General features: G+C 62.6%; 9 protein-coding genes and 1 tRNA gene. 7 read left to right on the top strand and 3 right to left on the bottom strand.

Annotated elements, in window-relative coordinates:
- Positions 1–76: 76 nt before the first annotated feature.
- Positions 77–397: an MGMT family protein gene (locus DW233_RS09595; protein ID WP_118267958.1), complete on the top strand. Its 321-nt coding sequence runs from the start codon at positions 77–79 to the stop codon at positions 395–397.
- 384 nt (positions 398–781) lie between these two features.
- Here DW233_RS09595 and trpS read toward each other — a convergent pair whose 3' ends face one another.
- Together trpS and DW233_RS09585 are read right to left on the bottom strand one after the other, a co-directional pair.
- Positions 782–1,831 (bottom strand): tryptophan--tRNA ligase, encoded by a 1,050-nt coding sequence (gene trpS, locus DW233_RS09590; protein WP_089572045.1) that lies wholly within the window; start codon positions 1,829–1,831, stop codon positions 782–784.
- 161 nt (positions 1,832–1,992) lie between these two features.
- Positions 1,993–3,192: an MraY family glycosyltransferase gene (locus DW233_RS09585; RefSeq protein WP_118094629.1), complete on the bottom strand. Its 1,200-nt coding sequence runs from the start codon at positions 3,190–3,192 to the stop codon at positions 1,993–1,995.
- A 525-nt stretch (positions 3,193–3,717) separates the two neighbouring features.
- Between DW233_RS09585 and DW233_RS09580 the strand changes: the two genes are divergently transcribed.
- The 5 genes from DW233_RS09580 (at position 3,718) to proB (ending at position 8,240) form a co-directional block, all read left to right on the top strand.
- Complete coding sequence (locus DW233_RS09580) at positions 3,718–4,662, top strand: radical SAM protein (protein WP_118267956.1); 945 nt, start codon at positions 3,718–3,720, stop codon at positions 4,660–4,662.
- A gap of 179 nt (positions 4,663–4,841) precedes the next feature.
- Positions 4,842–4,914: transfer RNA gene (locus DW233_RS09575), tRNA-Ala, on the top strand.
- Positions 4,915–4,978: 64 nt separating this feature from the next.
- Positions 4,979–5,419 carry a hypothetical protein gene (locus tag DW233_RS09570; RefSeq protein ID WP_099431890.1) on the top strand — a complete coding sequence of 147 codons (441 nt, stop codon included), beginning with the start codon at positions 4,979–4,981 and terminating at the stop codon, positions 5,417–5,419.
- A gap of 84 nt (positions 5,420–5,503) precedes the next feature.
- The gene (locus tag DW233_RS09565) at positions 5,504–7,009 is read left to right on the top strand and encodes a nicotinate phosphoribosyltransferase (RefSeq protein WP_117563964.1); all 1,506 of its coding nucleotides are present in this window, start codon (positions 5,504–5,506) and stop codon (positions 7,007–7,009) included.
- Between the two features lie 103 nt (positions 7,010–7,112).
- Positions 7,113–8,240: a glutamate 5-kinase gene (gene proB / locus DW233_RS09560; RefSeq protein ID WP_055252326.1), complete on the top strand. Its 1,128-nt coding sequence runs from the start codon at positions 7,113–7,115 to the stop codon at positions 8,238–8,240.
- A 198-nt stretch (positions 8,241–8,438) separates the two neighbouring features.
- Here proB and DW233_RS09555 read toward each other — a convergent pair whose 3' ends face one another.
- Entirely contained in the window at positions 8,439–9,857 is a 1,419-nt protein-coding gene (locus DW233_RS09555; RefSeq protein ID WP_055252327.1) for an alpha/beta fold hydrolase, read from the bottom strand.
- Between the two features lie 112 nt (positions 9,858–9,969).
- Between DW233_RS09555 and DW233_RS09550 the strand changes: the two genes are divergently transcribed.
- Positions 9,970–11,256, top strand: a complete 1,287-nt coding sequence (locus DW233_RS09550) for a glutamate-5-semialdehyde dehydrogenase (RefSeq protein ID WP_118267954.1) — start codon at positions 9,970–9,972, stop codon at positions 11,254–11,256.
- Positions 11,257–11,316 lie beyond the last annotated feature (60 nt).

Below are 11,316 nucleotides of genomic sequence, written 5' to 3'. Positions count from 1 at the left end.
ATGTCCAAGAAATGGGAGGCAGTTCACAGGCACCTTTGTGGTGGTTTATGCTATTCCGGGTGGAAGGGAGCGAGCAATGGCGTCTGAGGGCTTTTTTGAGCGGGTGTACGAGGTGGTCGAGCAGATTCCCGAGGGGATGGTCGCCACGTATGGTCAGGTGGCGCTGCTCGCCGGTCGTCCACGAAGCGCGCGCTATGTGGGCTATGCGCTGCACAGCAATCCGCGCCCTGGTCAGATTCCCTGCCATCGTGTGGTGTTTGCCGATGGCCGCATTTGCGAGGGCTTTGCGTTTGGCGGCCCCGATGCTCAACGTGAGCTTTTGCTAGGGGAGGGTATGGCATTTAAGGACGACATGCACGTCGACTTGGCCGTCTGTCGCTGGCCAGGAGGGCTCTAGCGGCTCGTTCGTGTCAAAACCACCACAAAGGTGCCTGTTCCCTTTGTGGTGGTTTTAGTTTACCTGAGTTAACTTATGGAGAAGCTATGGGGGAACATATTGACGCTACAAAGTAAACCACGGTGAACTATATTGTATTCAGCAACGGAGCAGGCAATAGGCGATGAAAAAGCCTGCCCTGTTGAGTTTGATTCGCATTCCTCCCCTCTGTGCGATTCAACGGTGTACTTCGGGAACAGGCCCGCTGGCAACTAACTGCCAGCGGGCCTGTTCCTGTTTTTCGGGGGAGTGCAATGGGCAGAGCCGAACCGGTCGGGCACCAAAAAAGGCGGACGCACTAGCGCCCGCCCTATAGCAATCGAAAGTTCTAGCCAGCAGATCGATCTAGTACACCATGCCCATGGCGTCCTGAACCTCGGCAAGGGTCTGCTCGGCGATCTCATTGGCGCGACGGTTGCCCTCGTGCAGCACGTCCTTCACGTAATCCAGATCGTTCTCATAGCGCTGGCGACGCTCGCGGATCGGCGCGAAGTACTCGTTGACGGCCTCGGTCACGTACTTCTTGAGCTGGCCGGAGCCACCCATGCCAATCTCCTCGGCAATCTCGACTTCGGAACGGCCGGTGCAGATGGCGGCCGTCGAAAGCAGACCGGACACGCCGGGGCGGTTCTCGGGATCGAACGTGATCATGCGCTCGGAGTCGGTCTGGCTCTTCTTGATGCGCTTGGCCGTCTCCTCGGCGGTCATCGAGATGTTGATGGCGTTACCGTAGCTCTTGCTCATCTTGCGACCGTCCAGGCCCGGCAGCAGCGGGGTCTCGGACAGCAGTGCGTCGACCTCGGGGAACACCTTGCCGTAGCGGTTGTTAAAGCGGCGGGCGATGGTGCGGGTGAGCTCGATGTGCGGCAGCTGGTCGCGACCGACGGGCACCACATTGCCCTTGCAGAACAGGATGTCGCAGGCCTGGTGCACCGGGTAGGTGAGCAGAAGGCCGGTGAGCTCGTGGCCCGAGGCCTCCATCTCGGCCTTGACCGTGGGGTTGCGCGCCAGCTCGGCCTCGGAGACCAGCGACAGGAACGGCAGCATGAGCTGGTTTGCGGCGGGTACGGCGGAGTGCGCGTAGATCATGGTCTTGTCGGGGTCGATGCCGCAGGCAAGGTAGTCCATGACCATGTTGTACACGTTGTCCTGGATGTGCTCGGTCGTATCGCGGTCAGTGATGACTTGGTAGTCGGCGATGAGCACGTTGGTCTTGGCGCCCATGTTCTGCAGCTCAACACGGCCCTTGAGGGTGCCGAAGTAGTGACCCAGGTGCAGACGGCCGGTGGGGCGGTCGCCGGTGAGCATGGTGAACTTCTCGGGCGTTTTGGCCAGGCCCTCGCGAATGGCGTTGCTCTTTTGCAGCGCGACTTCGTAGCTGTTCTCGTTTGGCATGATTGCTCCTAACGTATGTTCATGGGTCAAGATGATAACGCGTTTATTGGAGGGGCGGGTCGTAAGTAGGCGAGGGGCGGGAGAGCGGCGGCTTGTGCGATGGGCGCGGCGTGGCTGCACGTTTGGCCGGCGGCGTCTGGACGCATCCTCGGCAGCTTACCCTAGCGCCTGTGGTGGCGCTCTTCCTTGCGTTCTTCTGCTGCCTGCTCCTCTTGCTTAAAGGCGGGATCGTCGGGGGTGACGAGCTCGTCCTCGTGCGTGCGCTTGTTGTAATGGTGACGCAACACGGGCTCAAACAGATGCAGATGCTTGGCAAAGGCCGCCGAGCCAATGGCGAGCACGGTAAAGATGAGCACGCGCATGGGCACCTCGACCTGGTTGATCGCGGCGGCGCCGGCCGAAAGCATAATGCACCAGGCGTAGATGAGCAGCACAGCCTGCTTTTGGTTGTAGCCCTCTTGGATCAGGCGGTGGTGGATGTGGCCCTTGTCGGCCTGCCCGATGCTAATGTGGGCGCGCTTGCGGCGCACGATGGCGCTAAACGTGTCGATGATGGGCACGCCGGCAACGATGAGCGGGATGATAAGCGAGGTGAGCGCGGCGGTGCGGCTCACGTTGAGTAGCGAGATGGAGCCCAGCGCAAAGCCCAGAAGCAGCGACCCCGAGTCGCCCAAGAAGATGCTTGCGGGGTTGAAGTTGTAGCGCAAAAAGGCCAGACAGGCGCCAAAGAGCGCAATGGAGAGCGCGGCGGCGTCGATGCGGCCCGAGAGAACGGCCATCGAAAACATGGTGAACGACGCGATGCCGCAGATGCCCGTGGCTAAGCCGTCGAGGCCGTCGATGAGGTTAATGATGTTGGTGAATGCCACCAGATAGATCACGGTGATGGGGTAGGCGAGCCATCCGAGCATGATTTCGCCGGGGGCAAACGGGTTGACAATGACGCCGATGCGCAGGCCACCCACGCAGGCGATGAGCGCAGCGAGGACCTGTCCGGCCAGCTTTTGCTTGGGCTTGAGCTGGATGACGTCGTCGATAGCGCCGGTCGCAAAGATGACGGTAAAGGAGAGCGCCAGCATGGGATAGCTAATGTGAAGGCGCGGGTGCGGCACCAGGACGGGCGGCCAGCCTAGGTGCCAGGTGCCTAGGATTTGCACAATGCAGGCAACGACCAGGCCCAAAAACACCGCCGTTCCGCCCAAACGCGGGATGGGCTTGGTGTTGATGCGGCGCTTGGAAGGATAGTCGACGGCGTCGAGCTTAATTGCCAAGCGCTTGACCAGGGGCACCATGAGGAAGGTCGTGATAAAGGCCGCCGCTGCCACGCATAGGTACGGTATGTAGCTCGGGGATGAAGCCATGAATCTAAAAACCGCCAAGCGTCGAAGGAAAAGGTCAGAAGAACGCCATGCGCAAAGGGCATAGCCGAACCATGATACTCGACCACGGGGGGTGCATGGAATTGCATGCAGCGATAATCACGCGCTTACCAGATATTGGGATGTTGTCGATGGCTTGTCGGGATACCGGCGGGGATCCATATGGGCTGTAATGGTGGTTTTCGGCAAATGAAAACCACCCCCCACGTTACGAAAATGAACCCACCTAAAACAGGTGGGTGCCCTCATCGACTGTTCCAGCGTCCTTAACAACGAAGGATACCTGTACTAGGTACGACTGTGTGGGCTCCCTAAATAAACGCGACGGTTCACCCAGTTGCTCCGCGGGGGGCGGAATACCTACATCATAAAGCGGCACTTTATCGATTCCAGTCTTGACATTATAAAAATCGTGTCGGACGATTACGGCGCCTTGGGCTCGAGCCGTCTGTGCGGTTGGTCCCTTTACGTTTGAGCTGCTGAATCATTGTTTTGGAGCATGTTTTTATGCCGACGTCGTTGACCGAACTTTTTTCGCCCGCCTGCCATTTGTGTCCGCGCCGTTGCGGTGCGGCGCGCGACGAGGGCGCGCGTGGCGTGTGCGGCGCCGACAACACGCTTAAGGTCGCCCGCGCGGCGCTCCATATGTGGGAGGAGCCGCCCATTTCGGGCGAGGCCGGCTCGGGTACGATTTTCTTTAGCGGCTGTTCGCTCAAATGTATCTACTGCCAAAACCACGAGATCTCGACGGGCAATTTCGGTCTTGAGATTTTGCCCGAGCGTTTGGTCGAGATTATGCTGGAGCTGCAGGACCAGGGCGCCAATAACATCAACCTGGTGACGGCGACGCACTATGCGCACCTGTTGCCTGCCGCGATTGCCGCGGCACGGACGTGCGGGTTGGTCATCCCAATTGTCTACAACACGAGTGGTTACGAGCGCGCGAGTGCCGTGGCGGCGCTGGGCGACCTGGTCGACGTGTGGCTTACGGACTTTAAATATGCCGATGCCGGGCTTGCTCAGTCGCTTTCTCATATTAAGGACTACCCGCGCGTGGCCGTGTCGGGTCTGGCCCAGATGGCGCGCGAGATTGAGCGCCGCGGGGGAGAGCTGGTAGACGAGGACGGGCTCATGAGGCGCGGCATAATCGTGCGTCATCTGGTGCTGCCGGGGCATGCGGACGATTCGTGCCGCGTGTTGGACCTGGTGTGGCAGACGGTGGGCGACGTGCCGATCTCGGTCATGAACCAGTACACGCCCAATGCCCTCATGCGCGAACAAGGCGGCGACCTGGCGCGCGCCGTGACGCGCGAGGAGTACGAGCAGGTGCTCGACCATGCCGACGACCTGGGCTTTACGACGATGTTTTGGCAAGAAGGCGGCGCGGTAGACGAGAGCTTTACCCCGGCGTTCGATACCACCGGTGTTCTTACTAGTGCTCAAACCAGCTAATCTGGGACGAGGCTCTTTGAGTAGTCTTTTTGGGACGGGGCTGTTTTAGCTACCCCTGCCGCTGTTCGACCAAACCGTTCGCGTTGTCTGTCGGGGTAGCTAAAACAGCCGCGTCCCAAAAAGACTGGGTATTGGGCGTTGACAGTTGGCGAGCCGTAGGTAAAATATCAACTTGTCCTGGGGACGTAGCTCAGTTGGGAGAGCGCTGCCGTCGCATGGCAGAGGCCGAGGGTTCGACTCCCTTCGTCTCCACCCTTGGATTTGATAAGCCGCTGACATTGTGTCGGCGGCTTTTTTTAAAAGAAAGGGCTGTACCATGGCCAAGCTTGAGTCCCAACCACTGTCTGCCGAGGAACGCGCCGAGTTGGAAGAGCTCCGCGCCGAGAAAGCTCGTCGCGAGGCCCAGGAAGAGGCACGCCGCGAGCGTGAGGAGCTGGCCGCCCTGCGTGCCGAGCGCGAGAAGGCCGAGGAGGCCGCCGCGAACGTCGCCCCCGCGCCCAAGCCCGCCGCCGCGAAGCCCGCGCCCACCGCACCTAAACCTCAGCCTAAAAAGGTCGCTCGTTCCAAGTCCGTCGAGCCCAAGCCGAGCCGTGACGAGATGACCTTTGCCCAGCGCATGGTTACCTCCAAGGAGCCTACGGGCGAGAACGAGATCCCTGGCATGGCGCCGGCTCAAAAAATCATCATTGTCCTTGCCCTCATCGCGTTTGTCATCTTTATGGGCTACACGATCCTGACCAGCATGGGCCTGCTCTAGCCCATTCGCGCTGGGTGCCATGCCCGAACACTCTGCCCTTTTCCAACCCTCAACCTCTGCACAACGCATCCGAAAGGTCGCCCCATGGCTTTGACCGACATCTCGCATCCCACCGACATTGCAATGCTCACCGATCTGTACGAGCTCACTATGGCCCAGGGCCTGTGGGAGAGCGGCAAGGCCAATGAGCAGGGTTGTTTTACCGCGTTTTACCGCGACCATCCCTTTGGCAGCGCCTATGCCGTCATGTGCGGCACCGCCGAGCTGCCCGAGCTGGTCGAGAACCTGCGCTTTACGCCCGAGGATATCGACTACCTCGCCTCACTCCAGGCCCCGGCCGGCGGTGCGATGTTCAAGCCTGCATTCCTCGACTACCTGCGCGATTTTCATGCACATGTAAACATCGACGCCGTCCCCGAGGGCGAGCTCGTCTTTCCGCGCGAACCCATGGTTCGCGTCACCGGTCCCGCGCTGGAGTGCCAGCTGCTCGAAACGGCGCTGCTCAACATCGTCGGCTTCCAGACGCTTGTCGCCACCAAGACGGCGCGCGTGGTGCTGGCGGCGGACGGCCGTCCCGTTGCCGAGTTTGGCCTGCGCCGCGCCCAGGGTCCCGATGGCGGGCTGGCCGTCGCGCGCGCGAGCTACGTTGCCGGCTGCTCCTCTACGTCCAATGTGCTCGCCGGCCGCCGCTACGGTATTCCCGTCTTTGGCACGCATGCGCACAGCTGGGTCATGAGCTTCGACTCCGAGCTCGAGGCCTTCCGCGCCTTTGCCAAGTCGAGCCCCAAGAATTGCACGCTGCTCATCGACACCTACGACGTACGCGAGGGTTGCGAGCATGCCATTACGGTTGCCAAGGAGATGGAAGCGGTGGGCGAGCGCCTGTCGGCCATTCGCATCGACTCCGGCGACCTCGCCAAGCTCTCCAAGTATGTGCGCGGCCGTTTTGATGCCGAGGGCCTGCCCTATGTGGGGATCTCGGTTTCTAACGATTTGGATGAGTACACGATTCAGTCGCTGCTCGACCAGGGCGCGCCTATCGATAGCTTTGGCGTGGGCACCAAGCTCGCGACCTGCTACGACCAGCCGGCGCTGGGCGGCGTGTACAAGCTCGCCGCCCGCCGTGCGAGTGAGACGGACCCGTGGACGCCGGTGGTCAAGCTCTCCGAGCAGCCCTACAAGCGCACGATCCCGGGTGTGCAACGCGTGCGCCGTTATTACGACGGCTTTGGCGGCCCAGTCTGCGACATGATCTACGACGAGGACCATCTGGCGGGGGAGGGCGCCGCGCGCGGCAATACCCTCGTGGCCGTGAATGATGCCGCTCTGGTGACCGACGTGTCCGAACTTGAGTATCGCGAGCTGCTGGTGCCGATCGTGCGCGATGGCAGTGCGGTGGCTCCGCGTGAGAGCATCCAGGACGCGCGCGAGCGTTGCGCCTGGGCACTTGACCATCTGGACGCAGCTTTCAAGCGCTTCCTGTACCCGCAGACCTATGTGGTGGGCATGGAGCAGGGCCTGGCTCAGGTGCGCGACGAGCTCGTGCGCAAGAACATGGCTGCGGCTTCGGCCTTCCCCTGGGCAAAATGATCCGAAGGGGACGGAGGAAAACGGATCATTTTCGTCCGTTCCGCACCAGGCGCCCCGACTGCCCCAGCTCGCCCGAACGCTCGACATTCGATTGGTTTGACGTATGACGACTTCTTATAAAACGATGGTGGTAAAGATCGGTTCGTCCACGGTGGTGGGCGCCGACGGCAAGGTCAACCGCGCCTTTATCGGCGGGCTTGCCGACCAGGCCGCAGCGCTGCGCGAGCTTGGCTGGCGCCTGGTCGTGGTGAGCTCGGGTGCCATTGCCTGCGGCTATCCCGTGCTGGGCTTCGACCGCAAGCCGGTCGGTGACCTGCCGAGCCTGCAGGCCTGCGCCTCGGCCGGTCAGTGCATCATCTCGTCGGCCTACGACGAGGAGTTCCATGCGCGCGACCTGCTCACCTCGCTCGTGCTGCTCACGCGTCACGACACGGCGCGCCGCACGTCCTACCTGCACGCGCGCGACGCCCTGCTGCGCCTGGTGGAGCTGGGCGTGGTGCCGGTCGTCAACGAGAACGACACCGTTACCGTCGATGAGATCAAGTTCGGCGACAACGACACGCTGGCGGCGCTTGTGAGCTGCCTGGTTTCTGCCGATCTGTGCGTGACGCTCTCGGACATCGATGGCCTCTACACCGCCAATCCGCATGAGGATCCGACGGCCGAGTTTATCCCGGTCGTGCATAAGATCGATGCCAAGATTATCGCCTCGGCGGGCGATTCTTCCACATCGGTGGGTACGGGCGGCATGATCACCAAGATTCGCGCGAGCCGCATTCTCATGACGGCGGGCATTCAAAGCGTGATTTGCTCGGGCGAGGAGCCCGATGCGCTCGTGCGTCTGGCCCGCGGCGAGAGCGTGGGTACGCTGTTCGATCCGCCGGCGGAGCGCCTGGACATTGCGCCGCGCAAGTTGTGGATCGCACTGGGTGACAAGGCGCATGGCTCGGTGACGGTCGATGATGGCGCCGCGAAGGCGCTGGTCAGCCGCGGATCGTCGCTGCTCGCGGTGGGTATTCGCGAGGTCGATGGCCAGTTTGCCGAGGGCGATGTGCTCGACGTGTGCGACCCGAGCGGCATGGTTGTCGCCCGTGGTATCGCCGAGGCCGATTCGGACGTGCTGGAGCTTGCAGCCGGCCGCCGCCAGGACCAGATTGCCAGCAACCGCCTGCTCGCAGACCTGGCCGAGAAGCCCGCGATCCATAGGGACAACTTGATAGTGTTCGCCTAACCAATTGACGCTGCAAACGCCCCTAAGCGGCAATCTGACGTTCAATCGTCGGGCATGACCAAAAGGTCAATGCCCTCCTCTTTCACGTCACCTTGCTCGCTTAGGGGCGTTTTCGCTTTCTGTCCTCTACCAGCGGCATTGTCGTTGCCGGCACTTGGGGACGTTCCTATTGTGCCGGCAGACGGGGACACTCCTTTGCTAGAAGATCTGGCGCAGGTCTCCGCGGTTGAGGGCTTCGTCGAAGAGGTGCTTGAACACCACGCTGCCGTGCAAGCCGTCGTGCTCGAACTCGTTGGTCACCCAGGCATGCGAGTTGCCCACGCGGCTGAGCGTATCGAGCTGCATGCCCGAGTCCACGTACATGTCATCGAAGTACACCGCGGCCTGCAGGGGCACCTCGTTGCACGCCAGGCGCTGCGGGTCGTAGATCTTGTCCCAGCTTGTGTCTTCCATAAGCAGATCCATCGCCGGCTTGAAGGGCTTAAGTTCGGGCATCTGCTCAAACATCCACGGGAACATGGCCTCGCCGGTAAACATGAGCGGTCGCGTGAGCGTGTCGAACTCGGCACGATGGGCCTTCTCTTCTGCCGCGGCCCAGCGAATGGGCATGGTGTCGCCGTCGGCGTAGATGAACTCCTGAAGCGTCCAGTACAGCGGATTCGTGCGCGTGTTGGTGCGCTCGAAGGCGCGCATCAAAAAGCTGTCGGATACCGAGGCGCCGCAGGCCAGCGTGCCGTCGCCGTCAACAAAAGCATGATCGATAATCCAATGCATGCGCTCAAAGCTCGGCTTCATGCCAAAGTCGCTGCCCATGAGCTGCAGGCGTTCGACCGTCATCGGCGAGCCGTCGGGTAGCACGGGCTTTTGCTCCTCGAGGGCATCTGCCAGGGCCGCCACGCGCTCGACGTCGGCGGGGTAGCGGTTGTAATACTGCTGCGTCTTGGCAGCCATGCGCGGGAAGGTGTGCGCGTAGACCTCGCTTGCGCTCGCCGGTACGTGGGGGATGCCGCCGCAGGTAAAGCTTGCCGCCACGCCCTCGGGGAAGAGCGACAGGTAGCTCAGCGTCAAAAAGCCGCCGTAGCTCTGCCCGAGCGTGACCCAGGGCCTGCCGCCAAAGCCCACCAGGCGCAGGTACTCAAAATCGCGCACGATGGAGCTGGCGAGGTGGCGCTTGAGGAAGTCCGCCTGCGAGCGGTCCGCATCGGCGCCGGCTGCCTCGGCACGCTCGCCCAGTGCGGCAATCGTGCGTCCGTCTACACAGCTGCTGCGTCCGGTGCCGCGCTGGTCGGGCAGGACGACGCGGAAGTGCTTGACGGCCTCCTCGATCCAGCCGTCGCTTGTGGGTGACAGCGGACGCGGGCTCTCGCCGCCGGGGCCGCCCTGCAAAAACAGGAGCAGTGGCAGATCGTCGTTGATGCGGTCGGGCGCGCAAACCACACGGTAGAAGAGCTTGATGCTCTCGGGCGCACCTGCGATGGGCGCCGGCATGGCGCCGCGGCGCATGGTGCTGCCGACGGCCAGGAGCATCGGCTCCAGGCCGCGCCAGTCGAGGGGGACGTCGATGCTGTGGTCCTCGACATACAGGCCGGGGACGTGGTACGAAGTGATGAGGGCCATGTGAGTCTTCCGTTCGTTGCGGTGTTTCGGGTTGACCAATTCTACCGCCGCGGGCGAGGCCATGCGCAAATCGGCTACCATGGTTGCAAACTTCTAGGAGAAAGGGCCGCCCATGTCGGTCGATATAGCCACGTATGTCCACGATCTTGCCGTTGCCGCTAAGGCAGCGTCGGCCTCGCTTGCCACGGCGAGCGACGAGCAGCGCCAGGAGGCCGTGCGCGCCATGGCCGCAGCACTGCGCAACGGTGTCGACTCCATCGTTGCCGCCAACGAGCTCGATATGTCCGCCGCGCGCGATGCGGGGACCTCGGCGGGGCTCCTCGACCGTCTGCTGCTGACGCCCGAGCGCGTTGAGGGTATGGCCGCCGGCCTGGAGAAGCTCGCCGAGCTGCCCGATCCTGTCGGCCGCGTGCTCGACCACCGCGTGCTCGCAAGCGGCGTGGACCTCACCCGCGTGAGCGTGCCGTTGGGCCTGGTCGCCATGGTGTACGAGGCGCGCCCCAACGTGACGGCCGACGCCGCGGGCATCTGCATCCGCACCGGCAACGCCTGCATTCTGCGCGGCGGCTCGCTGGCCTATCACTCGTGTGCCATGATTTCTGAGCTGCTGGCCGATGCGCTCGAGGCCAAGGGCTTCCCGCGCGAGGCCGTGTCGATGATCGAGTCTACCGACCGCGAGGCCACCGGCGAGCTCATGAAGCTCCGCGGCGTCGTCGATGTGCTCATTCCGCGTGGCGGTGCGGGCCTGATCCAGCGCTGCGTGCGCGAGTCGCTCGTTCCGGTGATCGAGACGGGCACGGGTAACTGCCACATCTACGTGCATGAATCCGCCGACTTCGATAAAGCGCTCAATATTATTGTCAACGCTAAGACGCAGCGCGTGGGCGTGTGCAATGCCGCCGAGTCGCTGCTGGTCGACCGTGCCGTGGCCGATGCGTTTTTGCCCGCGGTCGTGGCCGTGCTGCATGACCACGGCGTGCTCATTCACGGCGACGAGGCCACGTGCGCCGCATGCGCCGACGCCGGGCTTGCCGAGGGCGATGACTACGTTGCCGCGACTGAGGAGGACTGGGGTCGCGAGTATCTGGCGCTCGAGATGAGCGGGAAGGTCGTGGCGAACGAGGACGAGGCCATCGCGCACATCAACCGCTACGGCACGATGCACTCCGAGGCCATCGTTGCAGAGGACACGGATGCTTGCGAGCGCTTCCTGGACGAGGTCGATGCCTCGGCCGTGTATGCCAACGCCAGCACGCGCTTTACCGACGGCGGCGAGTTTGGCCTGGGCGCCGAGATTGGCATCTCGACCCAAAAGCTCCACGCCCGCGGCCCCTTTGCCGCCGAGGCCCTCACCACCTACAAATACAAGCTCCGAGGCACCGGCCAGGTCCGCCCCTAACGCCCGCGCAAACAAAAACCACCACAAAGGTGCCTGTGAACTGCCTCCCATTTCTTGGAC

Origin of the sequence: Collinsella sp. AM20-15AC, from assembly GCF_003471405.1 — a bacterium.
In the GTDB taxonomy this organism is placed as follows: Bacteria; Actinomycetota; Coriobacteriia; order Coriobacteriales; family Coriobacteriaceae; genus Collinsella.
This window is presented reverse-complemented; position numbering and strand designations above follow the sequence as displayed.

Excerpts from the sequence above, each read along its gene's own strand:
- DW233_RS09595 (WP_118267958.1), top strand. The coding sequence starts at position 77 with ATGGCGTCTGAGGGCTTTTTTGAGCGGGTGTACGAGGTGGTCGAGCAG.
- trpS (WP_089572045.1), bottom strand. The coding sequence starts at position 1,831 with ATGCCAAACGAGAACAGCTACGAAGTCGCGCTGCAAAAGAGCAACGCC.
- DW233_RS09585 (WP_118094629.1), bottom strand. The coding sequence starts at position 3,192 with ATGGCTTCATCCCCGAGCTACATACCGTACCTATGCGTGGCAGCGGCG.
- DW233_RS09580 (WP_118267956.1), top strand. The coding sequence starts at position 3,718 with ATGCCGACGTCGTTGACCGAACTTTTTTCGCCCGCCTGCCATTTGTGT.
- DW233_RS09570 (WP_099431890.1), top strand. The coding sequence starts at position 4,979 with ATGGCCAAGCTTGAGTCCCAACCACTGTCTGCCGAGGAACGCGCCGAG.
- DW233_RS09565 (WP_117563964.1), top strand. The coding sequence starts at position 5,504 with ATGGCTTTGACCGACATCTCGCATCCCACCGACATTGCAATGCTCACC.
- proB (WP_055252326.1), top strand. The coding sequence starts at position 7,113 with ATGACGACTTCTTATAAAACGATGGTGGTAAAGATCGGTTCGTCCACG.
- DW233_RS09555 (WP_055252327.1), bottom strand. The coding sequence starts at position 9,857 with ATGGCCCTCATCACTTCGTACCACGTCCCCGGCCTGTATGTCGAGGAC.
- DW233_RS09550 (WP_118267954.1), top strand. The coding sequence starts at position 9,970 with ATGTCGGTCGATATAGCCACGTATGTCCACGATCTTGCCGTTGCCGCT.